Raw genomic sequence first — 22,400 nt, 5'->3', positions numbered from 1 at the left:
AAACTCAATTGACAAAGGATACCAGACAAGCTACTGTTAATAGCGTATATTTGATTACAAAACACTATATGTTGTGTGTATAGGAAAAGGGAAGTTGGGTATGAATGCCCACGCGGTCCCGCCGCTGTAAAGGTGAGAATTTGGCAAGAACCACTGGAGAAATCTGGGAAGGAAGCCAAATTTGAGGAACCTGAGCCAGAAGACCTCCCTATGCAGACACGCCGTCACGATGCATGACAACGGCGTGGATACCTGTATCCACGTCTGTCCTGTGTCACGGCAGGAGGAACCCATGCTTACCCATGTTGTTAAGCGAGACGGGCAGGTTGTTTTCTGCGATGGACAGAAAATTTCCCTTGCAATTGGAAAGGCTGCAAAAGCGTCCGGTGAAACAGTTGATGCGGATTTTCTTGCACAAAAGGTTCTGCATAAGGCAAACCTACTGGGCAAAGACCATGTTGATGTCGAAACCATCCAGGACTTGGTAGAAGAACAGCTTATCGAAAGCGATGCAGCCAGCACCGCAAAGGCTTATATTCTCTATCGTGAACAACGAAGAAAAATCAGGGAAGGCCAGGTACTTGTAGATGCCACTACAAACCTGTTCCGTTCCTATCTTGATGACGAGAACTGGTTGATCAAGGAAAATGCCAACACCAGGAAATCGGTCAACGGGATGAACAATTACATCAGGGAAACCTTTACCAAACAATATTGGCTTCATGAGGTGTATCCCCAGTCAATCAGGGAAGCCCATGTGCAAGGCGCCTTCCATATCCATGACCTTGGTTTTTTTGGGCCCTATTGTTGTGGCTGGGATCTCAGACAGCTTCTCTCGATGGGTTTCGGGGGAATCAGTGGCAAGGTTTCTTCAAAACCAGCAAAACACCTTCGTTCGTTTTTAGGCCAAATAGTCAACTCTACCTTCACGACCCAGGGGGAAAGTGCAGGGGCCCAGGCTTGGTCTTCCATCGATACCTACTGCGCTCCTTTTATCCGCTATGACGGACTTTCAAAAAAGGAGGTAAAGCAGGCCCTCCAGGAATTTGTATTCAATCTCAATGTCCCTACCAGGGTTGGTTTCCAGTGTCCGTTTTCCAACCTTACCTTCGACCTTAAAGTTCCTTCCACCTTGAAGGACCAGAGTGTAATCATCGGTGGAATCGCCCAAGCGGAAACCTATGGCGATTTCCAGCCAGAAATGGATATGTTCAATCTTGCGTTCTGTGAGGTGATGATGGATGGCGATGCAAGTGGAAGGGTTTTTACCTTCCCCATCCCTACAATCAACATAACCAAGGATTTTTCCTGGGACGGATGTGTTGCAGATGCCATTATGGAAATGACCTGCAAGTATGGGATCCCGTATTTTTCAAATTATATCAATAGCGACCTTTCCCCCGAAGATGCCCTTTCCATGTGTTGTCGGCTTCGCCTCGACACCTCTGAGCTCCGCAAGAGAGGGGGAGGTTTATTCGGTTCCAATCCCCTCACAGGGTCTGTGGGTGTAGTGACCTTGAATCTCCCACGTCTTGCCTATGAAGCAAAGAATGAACTTGCATTCAGGGAAAAACTGGTGCAGCTTGCCGATTTAGCCCGAGAAAGCCTCGAGTTGAAAAGAAAGGTGATCGAGCTGGAGACTGCAAGGGGAATGTATCCTTTTAGCCAGCGGTACCTGTCGGACATCAAAGACAGGGAAGGTTGCTGGTGGGCAAACCATTTCAGCACCATTGGGTTGGTCGGTATGGAGGAAGCGGGATTGAACCTTTTTGGTGATGAGGGGAGCCTTACCACGGAATCAGGACAGCAGTTTGCCTTAAGGACACTTGCCTTGCTCCGAGAGACGATTCAATCCTATCAGAACCTTACCGGACATTACTATAACCTTGAGGCAACTCCTGCTGAGGGTACCAGCTATCATCTGGCAAGTCTCGACAAGAAACAATATCCCGAGATTATCACAGCGGGTGACGAAATCCCCTATTACACAAATTCAACCCAGTTGCCTGTCGGATATACAGATGATATTTTCGAGACAATGGAAAAACAGGATGCCCTCCAGTGCCAATATACAGGGGGAACGGTTTTACATCTGTACATTGGGGAAAGACTCGATGATATCACTATCGCAAAAACCCTGATTAAAACTGTCTTTACCCGCTACAAACTTCCCTATATTTCCATTACCCCAACCTTTTCCACCTGTGAAGAGCATGGGTATCTGGTAGGTGAACAGGAAACATGCCCGATATGTGGAAAAGAGACGGAGGTGTGGACCCGTGTCGTAGGATATTTGAGACCCGTGAGGGATTTCCACCAAGGCAAGCGGGAAGAATATCGCCAACGTAAAACCTATAGGGTGAAAGCGCAATGAACATAGGCGGAATGGTAAAATCTACGTTTCTGGATTATCCGGGTAAAATTGCCTGTGTGTTATTTACCCAAGGGTGTTCCTACGATTGTTTCTATTGCCATAACCGTGAATTGGTTGCTTCCAAGGGAACTTTGCTCGGGCAAGAAAAGGTGGGAACATTTCTGGACTCAAGGAAAGATTTACTGCAAGGGGTGGTCATCAGCGGTGGTGAGCCAACCCTTCAGCCCGATTTGCCCGACTATTGTTCCTGGATCAAGGAGAAGGGGTTTTTGGTTAAACTTGACACCAATGGCAACTCTCCGGAGGTTCTGGAGAAACTGCTTTTTTTACAGTTGGTCGACTATATTGCCCTTGATGTAAAGGCACCTTGGGAAAGATATGGTGAAATCTGTGGAAAAGGGGCAAGGCCCCAAACAGTCATAGAATCACTTTCTTTACTAAAGGGTTCGAACATCTGTTGGGAAACGAGGACAACGGTTGCCCCTACCTTGGGGAAAACGGATTTGCGCAAGATTGCCTGCCAGATGCCAAAGGTTCCTCTCTGGCGCCTGAATCGGTATAGGCTCCCTGCCTGTTACAAGAAGGATGAGGAAAAAAAAATCCATACACCTGCACCTGATTGTTTCGAGGTGCAGGGATGGATAGATGAACTCAAGATTTTCCAGGGGGCTATCGTTACTTTTTCAAAGTGATAGTTTCTTCCCAGGGAACATCCTTCTTGCCGAAATGCCCATAATTGACATTTGCACGGTAGATTGGTCTCTTTAGGTCCAGGGTTTTTATAATACCTGCAGGTGAAAGATCGAAATTCTTTTTCACAAGTTTTTCAAGCTCTGTGTCGTCCATAACCCCTGTCCCGAAGGTGTCTACATAGATCGAAATCGGATAAGGAACGCCTATGGCATAGGAAAATTGTACTTCACAACGATGGCAGAGACCGTTTGCCACCAGGTTTCTGGCGACAAAACGTGCCATGTATGCTGCAGACCGGTCTACCTTTGAGGGGTCTTTGCCGCTGAAAGCTCCACCGCCATGCCTTCCCATCCCGCCATAGGTGTCGACAATGATTTTTCTACCGGTCAAACCAGTATCCCCGGCGGGACCTCCGATAACAAACCTTCCAGTGGGGTTGATCAAAAATTTTGTTTGTTTGTCGAGCATCCCAGTAGGTCCCAGTATTGGTTGGATAACCTGTTCGGTTAGGAACTCAGTCAATTGTTCCCTTGTGGCCTCCTCTGAGTGCTGGTGGCTGATGACAACAGTGTCGATACGAACGGGAACGCCGTCTGAATAGACAACGGAAACCTGGCTTTTTGCATCGGGACGTAAGAACGGGGCTTTGCCTGACTTCCTCAGCTCGGTAGCCTTTTTAAGCAACTCATGGGCCCAGACCACAGGGGCAGGCATCAAGGACGGAGTCTCGTCACAGGCATATCCAAACATCATTCCCTGGTCGCCTGCGCCTTGCTCCCCATAGAGACTGCTGCTTGCGGTAACGCCCATAGAGATATCTGCTGATTGTGTTTTGGTGAGATTTTCGACCGTAAGGGTCTTGTAATCGAATCCTATCCCCTCTTCTGTATATCCGATTTCCTTGACTACCGTACGAACGATTGTCTCAATATCAAGTTTTGCATTGGTGGTGATTTCACCTCCGACGATTACCCTGTCTGTAGTGACAAATACTTCGCAGGCTACCCTGCTATTCTTGTCTTCTGCAAGGCAAGCATCGAGAATTGCATCTGAAATCTGGTCACAGACTTTGTCGGGATGTCCTTCACTTACTGATTCCGAAGTGAAGATATGAGAACCTTTTTCTAACATGAAACCCTTCCTTTAGGAACTGCGGAAGGGGGATATATGGCGGAAATAGACCGCGCTCCCCTTTTAGCAAGTTTCTTTATTGACGTCTGCAAGCCGGGAGGCTGTCAAATCGACGTCATTGTTGGGATGATAACAAGATATAGTGATTAATGCAAGTAAAAAAACGTTATTTTTAGACCTTATTTTTAGACAGTGGTAGAAATTGTATATAAAAACAAAAAGAAGCATCATTATTCTTTACATAACAATAAATGTTATGTTATATATATTGTTATGAACACAATAACCCTTACGACTACAGAACAGTTGAAAATCTTCATGCAACCCACCCGTCAGAAAATTCTTCAGCTTCTCTCCGTGAATGGACCGATGACCCCTAAAATGGTTGCCAATGCCTTGGAAATTACCAGCTCGAGTGCAAAGCACCATATCCTCAAACTTGTGGAACTGGGAATTGTCGAGCTGGACCGCCAGCAATTGATCCATGGAATTACTGCCACCTATTACCGGAAAACCCTGGTCACAGTCAGCCTCGGAGGTTTGCAGGGGGATGAGAGGGAAGTGGTAACCCAGAATCTGCTGAAGGAAGTCCAGGATGATTTTTTCAAGAAAATAAAGGATTTTGACCAAGATTCCGGTCACTTTTCGGCTGATATTAAAACAGGTGTCCTGCATCTTACCCAAAGCCAAGCAGATCACTTGAATGAGATCATTGAATCATTCATAGAAAAACATGAAGAGAAGAACAAGGAAACCATTCCTTTTGTGTACTCCTTGGTGCTGTACCATGGTTAGGCGCAATACGATAGGACCGTACCTTCTGGTTCTTTCCTTTGGGTCGGTTGCTACAGGATTGTTGATTCCCGCTATGGGTCTCTTGGTGGTAAGCAAAGGGTACTCACTATTCTACCTTGGATTAGCCATGCTCTGCTATTCGGGGACAATGCTCCTGTTTGAAGTTCCCAGTGGAATATTCTGTGATGCGAAAGGTAGAAGGAACAGCTATCAGGCCGGGCAGGTTTTATCTCTGCTTGGTTCCCTCTGTATCTTTTCCCCGTCGGTTGGATTTCTTCTTTTGGGATTCTCACTCACTGGTCTTGGGAGGGCTTTTGGAAGCGGAAGCCTCGATGCCCTGCTTATAGAGGACCAACTGGGTAATAATGGGAAACTCGAGAATGCAATGGTAGCAATGGATATCTGTACGAGTGTCTCCCTGGCTGTAGGTTCCTTTATCGGAGGGTATCTTCTTGCCAAGGGAAGGGAAGGGGCCCATCTATGTGACCTGGTCCTGGTCGTAAGGATGGCTCTGCTTTTTTTCAACTGCATCCTTGTGAGTTTTCTGATCGAAAAGGACCAGAATCCGAGACTTCCTCGCGTTGCACTTAGAGAACAGGCTTCCCTGCTTTTTTTACAGGTAAAGGGGAAACCTTTCCTTGTGTATTTTATCACCTATACAGGCATGCAGGGACTATTGCTTGCTTCCCTTGAAAGCTATTGGCAACCATTTTTGAAGGGGCTGCTTGCCAGTAATGGAAAGCTCTGGGTCCTTGGCTTGGTTGGAGGCATGGTTTTTGTAGCAAGTGTTGCAGGGGCCTTCTCGGCAAAGGTCCTTTTGAAAAAAAGTCGGGCGAACTGTCTTTTCCTGATTGGTTTGTTTTTAACGTTTGGAATGGAAATGATACTTGCTGTAAGTGGGAATGTTGTCACTTTCTGTATCGCCTATGCCCTGATATATTTTCTGCTTGGCATAGTCTCCGTTGTCGGGGGTGTCTTGTTCAACCTTGCTCTCGATTCTTCGGTACGTTCCTCCGCCCTCAGCCTTAACTCCATGCTGATGCAAATTGGGGGCCTGATTGCTGCAATGGTGGCCCTAGCTGTCTTGAAATGGGGTTCTATCAGTCTGTACTGGGTTTTGGTTTCGGGTTTTGGCTGTTTGTCGGTACTTTTCCTGGCAAAGCCTTTTTCAAAGGTCGCACCAAAATCCTGAATCTAGCATTTCTCTCAGCACCTTTGCCTGTTCTGTTGAGAACTGGGCACCCCTTTGGGTAATGATTTGTCCAGCGAGGATCGATGCTATAAGCGCTGAGTCTTCAATGCTTAGGTTATGGCATTGACCATAGAGGAAACCTGCTGCATAGACATCACCTGCGCCTGTAGTATCCACCGGTATCACAGGACCTTTTACCGGAATAGTATGGATTAAACCGTTATGGCAGACATAGGAACCTTTTTTTCCATTCTTTACAATTGCAGTCTCGCAGAGTTTCCCCATTGACCTGCAGCATTCGTAGGGGTCGTAATTATCAAAGAGAATCCTGGCCTCTTCCCTGTTTGCATAGACAATATTGCATTGGTTTTTGATAAGGGAAAGGAACGTTTCACGATATCGCCCTACCGCAAAGGGGTCTGCAATGTCAAATGATACGGTTGTGTTGTTTTCCTTGGAAATGGCAAGGGCTTTGCGTATGGAGCGCTGCTGGCTTTCCGTGTCCCACATGTACCCGGTGAAATGGAAGAAATCAGCTTGTCCTACCGTTTCTGTGTTTACATCATTCTCGTCGAAAAGGCGGTTTGCCCCGAGAAATGTGTTCATGCTCCGTTCACTGTCCGGGGTTACCAGAATGACGGTGGAACCTGTTGGCTGCTTGTCAGTCCTCACCAGTTCATCCTTGACCTGCAAGGTTTTCAGTTTCTTTTCATAGATTTCGCCATTCTCGTCATTCCCGATTTTTCCGGCTAAGGTGGTTTCAATCCCCAGTGAAGCAAGTGCTATGATTGTATTCGGGCATGAACCCCCGCATGAAAATGAGGTTTCTTTTGTTTTGCTGAAAGCAAGGAGTTCTTTCATCCTTTCTTCACCGATCAGAGCCATGGTTCCCTTATGGATCCCCAGATCTACAAGATCTTGCTCTTCGACGCTAACTATGATGTCAATGAGGGGGTTGCCAATGCCATAGACCCTTTTTTCCGTTTGCTTCATGTATAGGTATAGTACCACCCTTTTATGAATTGTAGCAACATCGGCCTTGTTAATTCCTAGCTGAGAAGGTACCATTGTCTGGGGGATAACGATGGGGGCCTATCTAATTAAGGGTGGTAAACCTGCCAGTGGTGAAATAACGATAAGTGGCAATAAAAATGCCGCCTTGCCTTGTCTTGCCGCCACGTTGCTTACCGACGATACCGTCCGCCTTTGCAATGTACCTGACATCGAGGATGTCTCTGTCATGTGTAAGCTTCTCAAAGGTATCGGTTCTTCGGTAGTAGTTGTCGATTCCCACACCCTGGACATCACCAGCGGTACACGCAAAGGGTTTCTCAGTGAAGAGCTTGTAGAGGCTGTAAGAGGTTCCATCCTGTTCCTCGGTCCTTTGCTGGCAATATGCCAAGAGGCGAGGTTGACCCCTCCGGGGGGAGATGTTATCGGATTGCGGAGGTTGGATACCCATTTTCTGGGTCTTTCATCGTTGGATGCTACCTGCAGTCTCGAGGAAGATGGTTCTTTATATATCCATGCAAATCATTCCAGGTTGAAAGGAAATACCGTTTTTCTTGATGAGACTTCTGTTACGGCTACCGAGAATGTGATAATGGCTGCATCCCTTGCCGAGGGGGAAAGCGTTGTCTTGAATGCTGCAAGTGAACCCCATGTCCAGGACCTGTGCATGATGTTGAACCTGATGGGTTGCAAGATCGAAGGTATAGGGTCGAATTTGCTGAGAATCACAGGAAAGAAACGACTGCATGGCTGTAGCTTTACCCTCGGTAGCGATTTTATGGAAACCGGGTCGTTCATCGGCTTAGCAGGTGCAAGCGGCGGAGAAATTTTGCTTAGGGGTGTCCAAGTTGAACATCTTCGGATGATTCGCTTGGGTTTCCAACGCATAGGGTTGGATTTTCTCATCGACGGGCCTACCTCAATTCTTATTCCCCGAAAGCAGAAACGTTTGTTATACAGGGAAGTCGGTGGACATACGGGGAAAGTCGATGATTCCCCTTGGCCGGGTTTTCCCCCGGATCTTTTAAGCATCATTACTGTCTGTGCGACACAAATGAAAGGTTCCATCCTGGTACATGAGAAAATGTTCGAGTCACGAATGTTTTTTGTCGACTGGCTGATTCGTATGGGTGCCGATATCATTTTGTGTGATCCTCACCGTGCTGTGGTGAATGGTCCGAGTAGGTTGCATGGCTCAATTGTGACAAGTCCCGATGTCCGGGCAGGTATGGCTCTTGTCATTGCGGCTTCCTGTGCTGAGGGAGTCACCAGGATTGAGAATATATACCAGATCGAACGGGGATACGAAGCTCTTTCCCAGAAACTCCTTGGTCTTGGTCTTGCTATTGAAAAGGTATTGTAAGTCCCTGTTTTTACTAGAGTTCCTATATAATCTTTTATACTTATCCACAGGTTATCCACAAGACAAAAATAACACCTTGTATAGACCCTTTCCCAGCCAGAAGGAGAGCATAACCAATGGCTTTATTTTGACTCATACAGGTAAAGTGACAACTAATTCCTTTGTAAAGAATTAATTATTTTAATTTGTAACAGATTTGCTTTAGTTTCTATATAATTATTATTAGGTTTTTAGTAGGTTGGAAAGGTTTGTAAGAAGTGTTGCTTTCATAAGTTGTTAACAAGTTATCCACAAGCTGTCCTTTTACTTTCAGTATGAGATAATTCTTGGTGACACTGTATTTAAAAACAAGGGAATATCATCTAAGAACTTATGACAAACTAATTTGGCTTGTGGATAACTGGTGGATAATCCAATGCTAGACGAAGTCTTCAAAGCTTACTTCTATCCTCGCTTTATCCCCGCTTCTTACCCCGCAACGTTTGAGTGTGGAGAAGAGTTGCCGTACATTGCCAGGCCAGTTATACCGTTCGAAAAGCATCAAATCTTCGTTATCGAGAAATTTTTCAGGGAAATGGTTTTGTAGGTAAAAATCTGTCAGTTCCCGAATATCTTGCCTATGTTCCCGTAAGGGGGGAAGCCTGATTGTTGTGTCGGTAATCCTATAGAAGAAATCTCTCCTGATGAGGTTTCTTTCAATCAATTCCTGGAGATTCTTGTTTGATGCCGTAATGAGCCTGAAGGAGGAATATCGTATCTGGGGGTCTCCCAGCCTTCGGTATTGTCCCGTTTCCAGAAGCCTGAGCATATTTGCCTGAGAACCTAAGGAAAGGTTCTCTATTTCATCCAAAAACGACTCGAACCGTTGGCTTCCTCTACAAGTCCCTGGACTTCGGTTCTTCCATCGGTAAAAGCGCCTTTTGCATGGCCGAAAAATATAGAATCCCCGAGAGACCCTCCCAGTAGGGAACTATTTATACTTACTATGTTTCTCGACGGATACATTGCCGAATGTATTGAGTTTGCTGCAATTTCTTTGCCGGTTCCTGTTTCGCCACAGAGATGTATCGAGCAGGGGGAAATGGAGTACAAAGCCAATTTTTCCCGGACTTCATGCATGCAATCGCTTTCGCCTATCAGGCAATTACGAAAACATCGGTTGGTTTGTTCAGCCCTCTGGCCTGTTGAAGCGCGGGATGCTTCCAGGGATTCGAAAAACTTAGGGTAATCCAGGGAGTCCTTGAACACTATTTTTATAGGGAAGTCTACCAATGGAAGTTCAGGGCCGTGGTTCCCCTTGTCAATGAAAAGGAAGACTTCTGTGGTGTTGTGTGCCTTTTGCAGCTCTCCTATCAGGAAAGTCTGGCTGTAATTCCCCAGTTTTTCATCTACGACAATATAGTCGTCACCGTCAAATAAACCTCTTTCCGCCGACTGAATCAATTTTGTAGCCAAACTGAAAGCTATGAGAAAGTTTTTTGGAAAGCGGTTCTTGAATTTCTCCTTGAATCTCCAATCCGTTGAAATGATAATACATGACATTTCAAATCTCCTGAATATACAGAGGGATTCCCTTGGTAATTGCCAGGTGATGAGATATTAATCTGCTAGGGGGTCCCGTTGGGAAATATTCTAAAAATGTTACGGAAAAATTTACACTACAACAAGGAGAGGTGTCACGGTTTATTTTTCTTATTGGGTTTCTTTTTCAGTCAGTAAAACCTGTATGGCGGAAATGGCATAGGTTGCAGCAGTCTCAGCCCTGAGAATATTTGTTTTTAATAAAACCGGTTTGAAACCTGAGGTTTCCAAAAACAGACACTCTTCGTCAGAGAATCCTCCCTCTGAGCCTATGATTACAGCGATAGGGGTCGAAATCGGGACCGTTTCCAGAAGTTTTCCAAGGCTGGTTTGCTGGGATATCTCACTCTGATGGAAAAAAATCGCAAGGCCTCTGTCATTCCAGTGTTTTGGGAGATCTTCCAGTTTGATCGTTTTCTCACCGATATGCGTCGCAATCGGTGATCCGCTCTGCTGTATGGCTTCCTTGATTTGTGCTTCAAGGCGCTCGCCCCTGACAGAGACAGTTTTTTCCGTTTTGTTGGAAAAATCACTGACACAGTATCTGCTCTGGACCAACGTGATTTCCTCTACCCCAATCTCAGTTGCCTGCCGAACGATTTGTTCGATCTTTTTGCCTTTGCAAATGCATTGGTAGAGAAAAATCCTAGGAAAGGGACCTCCATAGGAAGGCATGGAATCGGTTGTCTGTTTTGCTTTTCCCTCTGCTGCCTTCTGGCAGGAAAGAGTGCAGGATTCTTTGCCGACCGATTCCATCTGCAGGTCCCAGATTGTCCCGTTACGGTCTATGCCGGCAAAGCATTGACCTTCCTTGATTCGTAAAACCCTGGTCAGGTACTGGCTTTCCTTTTTGGAAACGGTAAATGTCGTTTGTCCCGAAAAGGAAGGCCCTAGGAGGTATTGCCTCATTTACCTGTCCTTAAAAAGTCGACACCGCGCTTGAGCTGGGTATCGAAAACCAAGTCACCGAGAGGTCTCTTGTCATAGGGGATCTTCGAATAATATTCATTTCTCATCAGTATTGAGAGAATGTCTGAGTCTATTCCCCTATCTTTGTTCTGTTCTGCAAACAACCTGATATTCTCTACGGTAAAATCAGGATGTTCTTTTGCAAAGTTAGCGATAACCTTGTCATTCATCAGCTGTTCATACGCTGGTATTTGTTCGTCTTTCAGTTCAATGCCTTCGACAAGGATATCTGGTTCGATGCCAAGGCCATGTATGTTTTTATTATCAGGGGTGTAGTAATGGGCTGTAGTGATCTGGGCGAAGCCTTCCCCGAATTTGAACACATCCTGCACAATTCCTTTGCCGAAGGTTTTTGTACCGATCAAAGTGGCTCTATCGTTGTCATGCAAGGCAGCGGCAAAGATTTCCGAGGACGACGCCGAACCTCCATTGGTAAGAATGACTATTGGTATGTCCTCAGGGAAACTCTGGGTACCTGTGGAAATATAGCGTTGGTCATTATTGGTACCTTTCTTGCCTTGTATGGTTACCAGTGTTTTTCCTGCCGGCAAGAAAATGTTTGCAGACTGTAAGGCTCCGTCTACAGCCCCGCCTGAATTATTGCGCTCGTCAATGATGAGGCCTTTTATCTGCTTTTTGGTTAGTTCGGTAACTTTTTTCTGCAATTGTACGCCGGTCTGGGGAGTATATTCATAGAGGATTATATACCCGATATCCCCGTCGATGACTTCGCCTTCCACAGTCGGGGTCGAAATCTTTTCCCTTTTCAGCGTCAGGTCAAAGGATGAGCCATTCCGGTAAACAGTTATCGTTACCTCAGTGTTTGGTTCTCCCCTGAGCTTCTTGCTGGCTTCGCTGCTGGTCAGATCATCTACCTTTTCCCCATCGATATGGCTAATCAGGTCTCCTGCCATCAAGCCTGCCCTTTGGGCCGGGGACCCTGGGAACGGGGTTATGATAGTGATCATGTAGGATGAGGGGTCTTTGGGATCCATGAATTCCGGGGAGGGTTTGTTGAGATAGGTTCCGATCCCCCCATAAATGCCAATGTTTCCCTCTTCATAATCACCGGCCTCCGAAGGAGGTATGTAGAATGAATAGCGATCGCCCAGTGAGGCAATCATAGCGGAAGCAAGGCCCTCAAAAACTTTTTCTTTGTCGACATCCTCATAATAGATGCTGTCGACATATCGGTAGAGGCGTTCAATCGATTGTATATCAGTCGAGATCCTGTCATCAGTTACCACTTGCTGGGTCATGTTGACCGGTGATGCCACTACTTGTTCCAAAGTTCCGGTTGAAAAAGCCGGAATTGCTGTAAGGATCAATAAGAGAGTGAGGCATAGACTCGGTATTGAATTTCTTTTCATACTTCCAAATATACATGAATATAGCAAAAGTGGCTACTCTTTGCAGTATTGACCACGTGTGTATTGCACATTACACTTGCCGCATGACCCTATTTATTACCTTTCCCAGTTGGATTTCCCCGGAAATAATCCCTGGTTTGCCGTTTCGATGGTATGGCTTGATGTATGTGGTTGCGTTTTCGATTTCCTATGGTTTAATTCGTTTGCAGGCACAGAAAAAGGAAATCAACCTCGATAGTGACCAGTCCTTGAACCTGGTTCTTTCCTGTATCATCGGCCTTGTTGTCGGTGCACGACTGTTCTCGGTGTTGGTCTATGATGGAACCTGGTATTACTGGACCCATCCCTGGATGATTTTCTGGCCTTTCTCGAACGGTAGTTTCGTAGGCTTGCCTGGTATGAGTTACCATGGGGGACTTGTCGGGGCCGTTGTTGGGGCTTGGGTTTTCAAACGGAAAAACAAGTTGGATTTTTTGCATCTGGCAGACACTGTCTGTTATGCTGTCCCATTGGGGTATACGTTTGGCAGGCTGGGAAATTTTATCAATGGTGAGCTGTTTGGCAGGGTTTCCACCAAAAGCTGGGCAATGGTATTTCCTGGGGCTTCGCGCTTTTCCACAAATTATGCATGGGTAAGGGAGATTGCCGATACGCTTTCCATCCCCTATACCCAGGGTCAATTGTTGAATTTGCCCCGTCACCCTTCCCAATTATACGAAGCACTCTTTGAAGGGGTGTTGCTGTTTTTGTTCCTTTGGTTCGTTATCCGCCCGAAAAGAACAAAACAACCCCACGGTTTTGGTTTTTGCTCCTACCTTATAGGGTATGGGGCTGTGAGGTTTGTCCTGGAGTATTTCAGGTCTCCGGATGAAAACATCGGGTATGTTCTGGCTTTGGGGAAAGAGCATAGCAATATTGCTCTCTTCCAATCGGTATTTAATTTTTCTATGGGACAGTTATTTTGTCTTGCAATGGTTCTTTTTGGGATTGGTTTCCTTGTTTTGCTGAAACACAAATCTCAAAAAACTGTATGATATCAGACAAGGAGAATGGGATGCAGACTATAGATAAAAGGGTTCAGGCATTACGCTTGATTATGGAACGTGAAGGTTTGGATGCTTGGATTGTCAATGGAACCGATCCTCACCAGAGTGAATATGTATGCCCCCGCTGGAGAAGTCGCGAATGGATAAGTGGGTTTTCCGGCAGTGCCGGTACTGTGGTCATAACCAAGGACCAGGCGCTTCTTTGGGTCGATTCCCGCTATTTTATCCAAGGAGCGAAACAGATTGAAAACAGCTGTTTTACCCTCATGAAACTCGATACTCCCAACGTGCTCGACCCTGTTTCCTATCTTGCCCAGACAATGGACGAGAAGAGCAAGGTAGGCATCGACGGTGCTACTCTGATGGTTTCTGCAAAGGAAAAAATGGAAATGGCTTTCCTTGAAAGGGGTGTAGAGCTGATTTCCTGTCCTGACTATCTCGATGAAATATGGCTTGATAGACCTGCAGTGCCCAATACAGCGCTTCTTGAACTCGAGGCAGGGGTTGCTGGGTTCACCCGTTTGCAGAAGACCACCATGGTCCGACTGGCGATGGTCCAGAAGAATTGTACCTATACACTTATTTCATCCCTTGATGATATTGCCTGGGTAACGAACCTCAGGGGGAATGATATTTCCTATAGCCCTGTCTTCCTTTCCTATTTGCTTCTCGGAACAGATAAAGCCTGGCTTTTTACCGATCCTTCGAGGTTCTCCCCCGATCTTCTCGCTTCTGTCGGGGAGGATTTGACTATTGTTCCCTACGAAAAAGCCAGTGAAACAATAGCTTCGGTCATCAAGGAAAGCGATACAGTGTATTGTAATCCCGAAAAGACCAATATGTTGGTTTCCACAGCTTTGGGGAAGGCTAAAATTGTAACAGGCAGGGATTTTACGACCGACCTGAAAGCCTGTAAAAACGAGACTGAGCTTGAGGGTATGCGAAGGGCTCATCTGCTGGATGGCGTTGCAATGGTGAATTTTTTTGCACGTCTCGATACTGAAAACCCCCAGTATGATGAAATAGCAGTCTCTGATTTGCTTTTGCAACAAAGGCTCCGGAATAAAGGCTGTATTGGTGAATCCTTTGGCCCTATTTCCGGTTTTGGTGAACATGGGGCAATGTGTCATTACAGTGCTACCAAAGAAAGTTCAGCCAAAATTGAGAAAAACGGCCTGCTTGTTCTCGATACCGGTGGAATGTATGAATTCGGCATGACCGATATAACCAGGACCATTCTCTTTGGTGAGGCTACAGAAGAACAGAGGCACGACTATACATTGGTGCTGAAGGGAAATCTGGCATTGGCCTCCGTACGCTTTCCCCAGGGAACCTGTGGTTATCAGCTCGACATCCTTGCCAGGCAATTCCTGTGGCAGAATGGGATGACTTATTTCCATGGTACAGGCCACGGGGTAGGGTTTAGACTCAATGTGCACGAGGGACCCCAGGTAATCAATACAAAACCCATCGATATCCCCTTGAAGCCCGGCATGATACTCAGTGATGAACCCGGACTGTACAAGGAAGGCAAACATGGGATTCGCATAGAAAACCTTGTAGTTGTCCAGGAAGATGTGAAAACTGAGTTTGGCCAGTTCTATGGATTTGAGGTATTGACCCTTTGTCCGTTGGAACGCAAATTGATAGACAAGGCTATGCTCAGTAAGATGGAGATTTCCATGGTGGACCAGTACCACCAATGGGTGTTTGAAGAATTGAAGGATTTGGTAGATGCTGAGGCCCAGGCGTATTTGAGGGCTTCGACGCTTCCCCTATAGAATAAAACTAAAAGAACAAGGAGTCTCAGATATGGTTGATGCATTGAAAAAGAACGGGAAAATTTCCCGCAAGGGTCCGGTAGTCCTTGTCATCATGGATGGCGTTGGCTTTGGAAAATATAAGGAAGGCGACGGCGTTGCCGCTGCTTTGACGAACAACCTCAATAAATTGTACAAGACTTCCCCCTGGACAAAACTGAAAGCCCATGGTTTGGCAGTAGGGCTCCCTTCCGATGATGATATGGGAAATAGCGAAGTGGGACACAATGCCATGGGTTGCGGTCGCGTCTTTGCCCAAGGGGCAAAGCTTGTTGCCTCTTCCATTGAAACCAAGGCTATGTTTCAAGGCAATACCTGGACAAAGTTGATCGGAAATACCAAGACCAAGAACTCAACCCTGCATTTTATCGGTTTGCTTAGCGATGGAAACGTTCACTCGAATATCGAGAACCTCAAGGCAATGGTCCTGCAGGCAAAGGCGGACGGGGTAAAAAAGGTCAGGGTCCACGCGCTTCTCGACGGTCGCGACGTAGGTGAACTCAGTGCCCTCGAGTTCTTTGATCCGTTCGCAGCTTTCTTGAAGGAACTAAGCGACGAATCCTTTGATGCCATGATCGCAAGTGGCGGTGGAAGAATGGTAATCACCATGGACCGTTATAATGCAAATTGGGATATGGTGAAAAAAGGTTGGGAAACCCATGTCCTTGGTGAAGGCCGTTCTTTTTCAAGCGCTCATGAGGCGATAAATACCTTGCGTGCAGAAACCGGCGCGATTGACCAGGACCTGCCTCCGTTTGTCATTGCAAAAGACGGGAAACCGGTTGGTACCATCGAAGATGGCGATAGTGTTATCCTTTTCAATTTCCGCGGTGACCGTGCCCTGGAGATTACCAAGGCCTTTGAAGCTGAAAACCTTACCGAGTTCGACCGCAAGCGCCGTCCTGCCGTTGAGTATGCAGGTATGATGGAGTATGACGGGGACTTGCATCTTCCTGCCCAGTACCTTGTCCAGCCACCGGCTATTGACAAGACCATGGCAGAATACCTGTGTGCCTCTTCTGTCAAACAATTCTCTATCAGTGAGACCCAGAAGTTCGGCCATGTCACCTATTTCTTCAATGGCAACCGGAGCGGAAAGTTTGATGATAAGCTGGAAGAATATGTAGAGATTCCTTCGGATATCCTTCCGTTCGAGCAAAGGCCCTGGATGAAATGTGCAGAGATTGCAGACCGGGTTATCGCTGAGGTGGAAGCGGGAAAATGGGACTTTATCAAATTGAATTTCCCCAACGGTGATATGGTCGGGCATACAGGGAATTTTGAGGCTGTTGTCTGTTCCATGGAAGCCATGGATTTGCAAATCGGCCGTATCTACCAGGCTGTATCGAAGGCTGGCGGGGTCATGGTAATTACTGCAGACCACGGAAACGCCGACGATATGTTTGAACATGCAAAGAACGGCGATGTGAAGTTCAAGGAAAACGGGGATCCCCAGTCGAAGACCTCCCATTCGCTCAACCCTGTTCCCTGTATCATCGTTGACAGTGCATACAATGGAGAATACTCCAAGGAACTGAATGCAGGGCTGGGAATCAGCAGCATTCCTGCTACTTGTATGAACTTGATGGGATATGATGCCCCTGAGGATTACGACAAGAGTATTATCAACCTGAACTAAGTAGGGTGATATTTGCTAAATAACTGACCAAAAGGGTTGTCCCGTGGAAGCGGGATGACCCTTTTTGGTCAGTATAGGACTCATACATCCTGGGTAAAGGATTGTAAGGTTTCTTTGTCCAGGATTGTAGGAAAACAGGCCACCCCACTGTCCTTGAAGAATTTCAACTGGCGGTTTAGATGCCGTTCCGTGGTGCCTAGAAATGAAGCCATATCATTTTTATTGAGCTGGACTTCCCCATTGTCAAAGGAATGCAACAGATACCAGGCGACCCGGTTGCGTACCGGCGTGTTTTTCCTTGCAGAAAGGTCTGATGTTTTTAAGAGTTTCCCTGAGAGGTCTTTTGCCAGGAGAGAGAGAAATTGTAGGTCATTGTTCCCGTATCGGTGGAAAGCTTCTTCTGACATGGAAAGGCAAGTCACTTCAGAGACTGCTTCGACTGATGAGAGGGAAAGATTTCCCTGTAGCATCTCCATGGCTCCCAAAACACTTGGAGGACGTTCGATACTGAGTACTACCGATTCTCCCTGGCTGGTAATAAGGGACACTCGTACTATGCCTGAGCACAGGAGGAATACCTGTCCAAGCTTCTCGCCTTCTGTAATAATTCTTTGGTTTGGAAGAAAATGCCTTGATTTTAACCGTTCTTGTAAAAGTCTTCCAAATGCATAGGTTGCCGTACGATCCGGGATTTCCATGCTATTGATCCTTCTTGGGACAAATGTCCTGTAGGTTTTTCTCAGATTCCTTAATACTGTACCATAAGACAGTCGAAAAGGAGAGAAGTATGCAGAGAAGACGGATTGTTATTGATACTGATACTGCATCTGATGATGTGGTTGCCTTGTTGTATGCCTTGCGTCAAAGTGATGTTGTGATTGAGGCTATTACCGTTGTTGCGGGAAACCTCCCTCTGGAACTTTGTGTAAAGAATGCCTTTGTCAGCATTGAAAAAGCTGGAACCTATGAGCCTCCGGTCTATATGGGGGCGCAAAAGCCTTTGTGTAAGGAGTTGTTCACCTCAGAGTATGTCCATGGTTCAGATGGAATGGGAGAAATGCTGCTTCCCAGTCAAAAGGGGGTTGCCCAGGAGGAACATGCCGCCAATGCCATTGTCAGCTTGGCAAGAAAATATCCCGGTGAGATTGACTTGATAACCCTTGGTCCCCTGACCAATCTGGCCCTTGCTGCCATTTTGGAGCCAAACCTTTCTTCCCTCCTGTCAAGTGTGTGGGTCATGGGGGGAGCCGGTAGCAAGATCGGTAATATTACCCCAGTTGCAGAATTCAATTTGTTTGTTGATCCCCATGCCGCCCAGATTGTCCTTGATGCAAACCTGAAACCACAGTTTATTGGATGGGATGTGAGTACCGATGAGACCTTTTTAAACGAAAAGGACATGAAAACCCTTGAAAAAGGATCTGAGACCTCACGGTTTGCGTTAAGGTGCAACAAGACCCTTGTGGAACTCAATGCTAAATATTGGGGGCGTATTGGATTCGACCTTCCAGATCCTACGGCAATGATTGCATTTTTGCATCCATCCATTATTGAGAAGCAAAGAGAGGCTTTCTGCCAGATGAGCTGCGATGACTCGGTAACCCAGGGACAATTGGTCATCGACTGGCAGAATGTGTTGGGAAAAAGTTCCAATGCCACCATAATCGAAAAGATTGATGGGCAAAAATTCAAGAAGCTTCTTTTTGATTCCCTTCTGGTAGATTGTTGAAATGTCTTTAGGTGTGTTTCAATATTGCAGTGGTGTCACGTACACAAAGCTCTACGTCAAGGCAGATGCTGCTTACCGGTTTCCCTTCTATGAGGCCATTAAGCGATCTTACTGACTCCCTTCCCATCTCAATCAAATGCAATTCTATACTGGTGAACGTATAGTCTGCTTTGCTTTCGTTTGCATCAAAGAGGATTATGGAAATATCGGAAGGGATTGTATACCCTTGTCTCTTGAACTGGGAGGCACAACCGTTTGCCACTGCCTGGGTCATGGCAATGATCCCGTTGCATCCTGAAAAACGACCGATGAGGGAGGTTGCCGCATCGACGCCGCTTTTATGTCCGTAGCCGGTTACGACAACCAGATCAGGGTCATAGGGTATGTTTGCTTCCTTCAAGGCCTTTACATATCCCCTGAAACGGTCGACAGAGGAAAAGGTGTTGCTTGCAGGCTGTTCCATGAAAGAGAGTAGCTCGGTGTTTGCGCAAGGCGGGTCCCAGAAGCTTGCAATAAACCCTATTCGCTTTCTTCCCAGCTGGATGAGGTACCGAGTGGAAAGATAGCCGCCTTTTTCCCCGTCATGATAAATATGGGGTACCCCCTTGATGATATTCTTTCTGGCGGTAATGACCAAGGGAAGATTCCTGAAATTCTCGATTGCAGGTAGGTTTTCTGCTTTTGCTACCGGTATGTAAATCAATCCATCTAGGATTGACTGGGAAAACTGGTCGATTACCTGTCTTTCGATATCGATGGAACCGGCACTTGAACCACAGAGAACCAATTGCCCCTTGCTCCTTGCTTCCTGCATGACACCTTCCGCGATCATGGCAAAGAAAGGATGGTTAATCTCCGGTACGATCAATCCAATTACCCCTGATGAGCTCCCCTTCATGAAACGAGCCGCAATACTCGGTCGATATCCTGTTTCTTCAAGCACTTTCTTCACTTTCTCTTCGTTGGAAAGCCTAATGGACTGGCCATTGAAATATCTGGATAAGGTAGCGATAGAGACTCCGCTGAGTCTGGAAATGTCCTTGATGGAATAGAGGGGTTTTTCTGTATTGCTCATGGCATATAGTATACACAAGAACAATGAAACACTCAATTAAATAATGGAAATGTTAATCAATATTATTTAAAATTACGATATGTTCTTTTATTTTCAACTGAATATATTTCAATATAAATGCAGTAGAAAATATATAAATTATTAATATATAATAAAATAAAATAAATTTTATTTAATTTGACAGATACAAACTCTGTGGTATGATTGTGTTTGTTAAGTGAAAACGTTAATCAATTGAAGTTTTGGAGGATGGTAATTTTGAAATTTATAGTCAAAGCCTCAACTCTGTCGGGTTCAGCAACCATACCAGGAAACAAGTCGGGAACTGCCCGCGGAATCATATTCGGTTCTCTTGCTGAAGGAGTTTCGACCTTGGTCAATCCCCTTACCAATTTAGACAGTTTCTCGATAGTAAACATGATGCGAGCCCTTGGGGCGAAAATTGATACAAGTGACAATACGAAATGGATTATTGAAGGTACCGGAGGAACCCTGGCTGTGCCTGCATGTGTTCTTGACGCGGAGAACTCCGGTACCGGTTTTTATTTTGTCCTCGCTCTCTGTTCCCTAATCCCTGGATACAGTGTTTTGACCGGTGATTACCAGATTTGCTATCGTCCTGCCCAGCCTATGCTTGACGCAATCAATGCCCTCGGTGGAAAAGCCTTCTCTACCCGTGGTACGGGTAGTGCGCCTGTTGTAGTCAAGGGTCCCATCAAAGGCGGGAGGGTTTCCTTGCCTGGGGTAAACTCCCAGTGGATGACTCCCTTTCTCTGTGCCTGTGCCCTAGCTGAAGGTGATACGACCATCGAAGAAACCGATTTGCTTGAGCGCCCCTATGTGGATATGACCATTGGAATGCTGAAAATTGCCGGCATTGAGGTTGAGAACAGGGGATATGACGAGTTCTTTGTCCGGGGGAATCAAAAGTTCAAAGCTTTTACCTATACGCTTCCTGGCGATTGGGGTTCCTCTGGGTACCCTATGATTGCCTCTGCCATAACCAAAGGGTCGAAAGTTACCTTCAAAGGTCTTGACCTTGGGGATTTCGCAGGAGAGACTGCTTTTGTGCAAATACTTAAAGATATGGGTGCCTCTGTCACTGTTATTGATAACGGTAGGGGCGGTATCGTGATCGAAGGGGGAAATCCCTTACAGGGTATCACGATTGACTGTAGCGGAACACCTGATGCAGTCCCCATTCTTGCTGTGCTTGGGTGTTATGCCCAGGGAAAGACGGTTCTTGAGAACATTGGGGCCTGTCGCCTGAAAGAGACTGACAGGGCCAAATCCATCAAGGAAGAATTGACTAAGATGGGTGCGCGGTTTGAGGAGACCCCTGATTCTCTGACAATCTATCATTCTCATCTCCATGGTACAGCCATTTCAGGGCATCATGACCATCGTATCGTAATGGCATCTACTGTTGCCGCTTTGATTGCCGAGGGAACGTCGGAAATTGAGAATGCCGAATATGCTGCTGTTTCCTTCCCAAACTTCTTTGAATTGATGACTTCGCTCAATGCTGACATACAATGCATCTAGAAAAAAGGAGAAGATTTTCATGAAAAAACTATTTTCGGTACTTCTGGTTTTTCTGCTCTGTATTACAGGGGGTTTTGCACAGGGAGGACAGGAGAGTTCCTCTACCGTTGCAGGATCATCTTTAAAGAGGCTTTCCATAGGGACTGCAGGGACTGCAGGGTCTTTGTATCCCATGGGGGTGGCTATGGCTGAGACCATTACCAAGCATGTCGAGGGGATTGCCTGTACCGGTGAAGCAACTGCTGCCTCGGTTGAAAACGTCAGGAACCTTACCTCTGGAAAACTTGCGATGGGAATTTCGCAAAGTGAAATCGCTTGGCTTGCTTTCAATGGCAAGGGGGATTTCGAGAAGCGGAAAGCAGATGATCTTCGGTCCTTGTTCAGTACCATCTACAGTTATATCCAGGTTTTCGCCCTGAGCGATAGTCCTATTAACAGCATACAGGATTTTAAGGGCAAGGCAATTGGTGTTGGGGCTGCCGGTTCCGGCGGGGAAATGGCAGCAAGGATGATCCTTGACTACTACGGTTTGTCGTACGATGATATCAAACCGCAGTTTATTCCTGAGAGTGAGGCAGTTTCGGCTCTCAAAGATAATAAGATTGCGGCATTCATTTGTACACACCCTCTTAAATCGGCCGCGTTGATGGATCTCACCACCTCTGCAAAAGTGAAGATGATTTCCTTTACCGATCCCGCTTTCTATGAGGCGTTCCCCTTCTGGACTCGCTTTGAGATTCCCGCCGGAACGTATGCCAATGTAGATTCGGTAATTACTGTTCCTATCAGCAGGATTATCATGCTGACATCGACAAAAGCAGGCCTCAGCGAAGATGAAGTATATCGGATGGTGAAAGCTATCTGGGAAAACAGAGAGGAATGGGGTAGTGTCACGGCCTCTGTTTCAAAACAGGTTGTCTTTGATACTGCGCTTGCAGAGCTTTCTGTACCTATGCATCCCGGTGCCCTTACCTATTTCAGGGAAAAAGGCTTCACCATTGATCAAAGCTTGATACCCCCCGAGTCCCGGTAATTTCGAACTGGTATGGGGTTGCCCTGGATATTCC

Annotated in this window: 18 protein-coding genes, 1 pseudogene and 1 riboswitch; of the genes and pseudogenes, 11 read left to right on the top strand and 8 right to left on the bottom strand. The window is 46.3% G+C overall.

What is annotated here, in order from left to right; translation table 11 throughout:
- The first annotated feature begins 43 nt into the window (after positions 1–43).
- Positions 44–226: riboswitch (cobalamin riboswitch) on the top strand.
- Between the two features lie 66 nt (positions 227–292).
- Together SPIGRAPES_RS09505 and SPIGRAPES_RS09500 are read left to right on the top strand one after the other, a co-directional pair.
- Complete coding sequence (locus tag SPIGRAPES_RS09505) at positions 293–2,374, top strand: ribonucleoside triphosphate reductase (protein ID WP_014270550.1); 2,082 nt, start codon at positions 293–295, stop codon at positions 2,372–2,374.
- Complete coding sequence (locus SPIGRAPES_RS09500; protein WP_014270549.1) at positions 2,371–3,066, top strand: anaerobic ribonucleoside-triphosphate reductase activating protein; 696 nt, start codon at positions 2,371–2,373, stop codon at positions 3,064–3,066. Before SPIGRAPES_RS09505 ends, SPIGRAPES_RS09500 begins: the two co-directional genes overlap by 4 nt.
- On the opposite strand, the gene metK is transcribed toward SPIGRAPES_RS09500, so the two are convergent.
- A complete protein-coding gene (gene metK, locus SPIGRAPES_RS09495) occupies positions 3,050–4,198 on the bottom strand; it encodes a methionine adenosyltransferase (protein ID WP_014270548.1) in 1,149 nt (382 codons plus the stop codon). The genes SPIGRAPES_RS09500 and metK overlap by 17 nt on opposite strands.
- A gap of 273 nt (positions 4,199–4,471) precedes the next feature.
- Here metK and SPIGRAPES_RS09490 point away from each other — a divergent pair, with 273 nt between their 5' ends.
- Both SPIGRAPES_RS09490 and SPIGRAPES_RS09485 read left to right on the top strand, forming a co-directional pair.
- Positions 4,472–4,993: a winged helix-turn-helix domain-containing protein gene (locus SPIGRAPES_RS09490; protein ID WP_014270547.1), complete on the top strand. Its 522-nt coding sequence runs from the start codon at positions 4,472–4,474 to the stop codon at positions 4,991–4,993.
- Complete coding sequence (locus SPIGRAPES_RS09485; protein WP_014270546.1) at positions 4,986–6,185, top strand: MFS transporter; 1,200 nt, start codon at positions 4,986–4,988, stop codon at positions 6,183–6,185. The genes SPIGRAPES_RS09490 and SPIGRAPES_RS09485 overlap by 8 nt, the downstream gene beginning before the upstream one ends.
- Here SPIGRAPES_RS09485 and SPIGRAPES_RS09480 read toward each other — a convergent pair.
- Positions 6,162–7,178: an adenosine kinase gene (locus SPIGRAPES_RS09480; protein WP_041384580.1), complete on the bottom strand. Its 1,017-nt coding sequence runs from the start codon at positions 7,176–7,178 to the stop codon at positions 6,162–6,164. The two genes, SPIGRAPES_RS09485 and SPIGRAPES_RS09480, sit on opposite strands and share 24 nt — an antisense overlap.
- Before the next feature lie 91 nt (positions 7,179–7,269).
- Between SPIGRAPES_RS09480 and murA the strand changes: the two genes are divergently transcribed.
- Positions 7,270–8,559 (top strand): UDP-N-acetylglucosamine 1-carboxyvinyltransferase, encoded by a 1,290-nt coding sequence (gene murA / locus SPIGRAPES_RS09475; protein ID WP_014270544.1) that lies wholly within the window; start codon positions 7,270–7,272, stop codon positions 8,557–8,559.
- A gap of 418 nt (positions 8,560–8,977) precedes the next feature.
- Here the strand turns inward: murA and SPIGRAPES_RS17635 are convergent, their stop codons facing one another.
- The 4 genes and pseudogenes from SPIGRAPES_RS17635 to SPIGRAPES_RS09460 form a co-directional block, all read right to left on the bottom strand.
- Positions 8,978–9,262 carry an AAA-type ATPase lid domain-containing protein gene (locus SPIGRAPES_RS17635; RefSeq protein WP_483475680.1) on the bottom strand — a complete coding sequence of 95 codons (285 nt, stop codon included), beginning with the start codon at positions 9,260–9,262 and terminating at the stop codon, positions 8,978–8,980.
- Positions 9,263–9,678, bottom strand: a pseudogene (locus tag SPIGRAPES_RS17630) (sigma 54-interacting transcriptional regulator); the annotation flags it as partial.
- Between the two features lie 573 nt (positions 9,679–10,251).
- Positions 10,252–11,049 (bottom strand): RsmE family RNA methyltransferase, encoded by a 798-nt coding sequence (locus SPIGRAPES_RS09465; RefSeq protein WP_014270542.1) that lies wholly within the window; start codon positions 11,047–11,049, stop codon positions 10,252–10,254.
- Entirely contained in the window at positions 11,046–12,479 is a 1,434-nt protein-coding gene (locus tag SPIGRAPES_RS09460; RefSeq protein WP_014270541.1) for a S41 family peptidase, read from the bottom strand. The genes SPIGRAPES_RS09465 and SPIGRAPES_RS09460 overlap by 4 nt, the downstream gene beginning before the upstream one ends.
- Before the next feature lie 83 nt (positions 12,480–12,562).
- On the opposite strand from SPIGRAPES_RS09460, the gene lgt reads away from it, so the two are divergent.
- Genes lgt through gpmI form a run of 3 tightly spaced genes read left to right on the top strand, consistent with a single transcriptional unit; the run spans position 12,563 to position 16,984 of the window.
- Complete coding sequence (gene lgt, locus SPIGRAPES_RS09455) at positions 12,563–13,513, top strand: prolipoprotein diacylglyceryl transferase (RefSeq protein WP_041384578.1); 951 nt, start codon at positions 12,563–12,565, stop codon at positions 13,511–13,513.
- Between the two features lie 20 nt (positions 13,514–13,533).
- Entirely contained in the window at positions 13,534–15,306 is a 1,773-nt protein-coding gene (locus tag SPIGRAPES_RS09450; protein ID WP_014270539.1) for an aminopeptidase P family protein, read from the top strand.
- 31 nt (positions 15,307–15,337) lie between these two features.
- Entirely contained in the window at positions 15,338–16,984 is a 1,647-nt protein-coding gene (gene gpmI, locus SPIGRAPES_RS09445) for a 2,3-bisphosphoglycerate-independent phosphoglycerate mutase (RefSeq protein WP_014270538.1), read from the top strand.
- Positions 16,985–17,064: 80 nt separating this feature from the next.
- Here the strand turns inward: gpmI and SPIGRAPES_RS09440 are convergent, their stop codons facing one another.
- On the bottom strand, positions 17,065–17,682 hold the full coding sequence (locus tag SPIGRAPES_RS09440) for a Crp/Fnr family transcriptional regulator (protein WP_014270537.1): 618 nt from the start codon (positions 17,680–17,682) through the stop codon (positions 17,065–17,067).
- A gap of 89 nt (positions 17,683–17,771) precedes the next feature.
- On the opposite strand from SPIGRAPES_RS09440, the gene SPIGRAPES_RS09435 reads away from it, so the two are divergent.
- On the top strand, positions 17,772–18,713 hold the full coding sequence (locus SPIGRAPES_RS09435) for a nucleoside hydrolase (protein WP_014270536.1): 942 nt from the start codon (positions 17,772–17,774) through the stop codon (positions 18,711–18,713).
- Positions 18,714–18,720: 7 nt separating this feature from the next.
- Here the strand turns inward: SPIGRAPES_RS09435 and SPIGRAPES_RS09430 are convergent, their stop codons facing one another.
- Positions 18,721–19,788, bottom strand: coding sequence for a LacI family DNA-binding transcriptional regulator (locus SPIGRAPES_RS09430; protein ID WP_014270535.1), 1,068 nt, complete (start codon positions 19,786–19,788; stop codon positions 18,721–18,723).
- A gap of 258 nt (positions 19,789–20,046) precedes the next feature.
- Between SPIGRAPES_RS09430 and aroA the strand changes: the two genes are divergently transcribed.
- Positions 20,047–21,333, top strand: a complete 1,287-nt coding sequence (gene aroA / locus SPIGRAPES_RS09425) for a 3-phosphoshikimate 1-carboxyvinyltransferase (RefSeq protein ID WP_014270534.1) — start codon at positions 20,047–20,049, stop codon at positions 21,331–21,333.
- 19 nt (positions 21,334–21,352) lie between these two features.
- A complete protein-coding gene (locus tag SPIGRAPES_RS09420) occupies positions 21,353–22,366 on the top strand; it encodes a TAXI family TRAP transporter solute-binding subunit (protein WP_014270533.1) in 1,014 nt (337 codons plus the stop codon).
- The last annotated feature ends 34 nt before the right edge of the window (positions 22,367–22,400 follow it).

Origin of the sequence: Sphaerochaeta pleomorpha str. Grapes, assembly GCF_000236685.1 — a bacterium.
GTDB lineage: Bacteria > Spirochaetota > Spirochaetia > Sphaerochaetales > Sphaerochaetaceae > Sphaerochaeta > Sphaerochaeta pleomorpha.
This window is presented reverse-complemented; position numbering and strand designations above follow the sequence as displayed.

Excerpts from the sequence above, each read along its gene's own strand:
- SPIGRAPES_RS09505 (WP_014270550.1), top strand. The coding sequence starts at position 293 with ATGCTTACCCATGTTGTTAAGCGAGACGGGCAGGTTGTTTTCTGCGAT.
- SPIGRAPES_RS09500 (WP_014270549.1), top strand. The coding sequence starts at position 2,371 with ATGAACATAGGCGGAATGGTAAAATCTACGTTTCTGGATTATCCGGGT.
- metK (WP_014270548.1), bottom strand. The coding sequence starts at position 4,198 with ATGTTAGAAAAAGGTTCTCATATCTTCACTTCGGAATCAGTAAGTGAA.
- SPIGRAPES_RS09490 (WP_014270547.1), top strand. The coding sequence starts at position 4,472 with ATGAACACAATAACCCTTACGACTACAGAACAGTTGAAAATCTTCATG.
- SPIGRAPES_RS09485 (WP_014270546.1), top strand. The coding sequence starts at position 4,986 with ATGGTTAGGCGCAATACGATAGGACCGTACCTTCTGGTTCTTTCCTTT.
- SPIGRAPES_RS09480 (WP_041384580.1), bottom strand. The coding sequence starts at position 7,178 with ATGAAGCAAACGGAAAAAAGGGTCTATGGCATTGGCAACCCCCTCATT.
- murA (WP_014270544.1), top strand. The coding sequence starts at position 7,270 with ATGGGGGCCTATCTAATTAAGGGTGGTAAACCTGCCAGTGGTGAAATA.
- SPIGRAPES_RS09465 (WP_014270542.1), bottom strand. The coding sequence starts at position 11,049 with ATGAGGCAATACCTCCTAGGGCCTTCCTTTTCGGGACAAACGACATTT.
- SPIGRAPES_RS09460 (WP_014270541.1), bottom strand. The coding sequence starts at position 12,479 with ATGAAAAGAAATTCAATACCGAGTCTATGCCTCACTCTCTTATTGATC.
- lgt (WP_041384578.1), top strand. The coding sequence starts at position 12,563 with ATGACCCTATTTATTACCTTTCCCAGTTGGATTTCCCCGGAAATAATC.
- SPIGRAPES_RS09450 (WP_014270539.1), top strand. The coding sequence starts at position 13,534 with ATGCAGACTATAGATAAAAGGGTTCAGGCATTACGCTTGATTATGGAA.
- gpmI (WP_014270538.1), top strand. The coding sequence starts at position 15,338 with ATGGTTGATGCATTGAAAAAGAACGGGAAAATTTCCCGCAAGGGTCCG.
- SPIGRAPES_RS09440 (WP_014270537.1), bottom strand. The coding sequence starts at position 17,682 with ATGGAAATCCCGGATCGTACGGCAACCTATGCATTTGGAAGACTTTTA.
- SPIGRAPES_RS09435 (WP_014270536.1), top strand. The coding sequence starts at position 17,772 with ATGCAGAGAAGACGGATTGTTATTGATACTGATACTGCATCTGATGAT.
- SPIGRAPES_RS09430 (WP_014270535.1), bottom strand. The coding sequence starts at position 19,788 with ATGAGCAATACAGAAAAACCCCTCTATTCCATCAAGGACATTTCCAGA.
- SPIGRAPES_RS09420 (WP_014270533.1), top strand. The coding sequence starts at position 21,353 with ATGAAAAAACTATTTTCGGTACTTCTGGTTTTTCTGCTCTGTATTACA.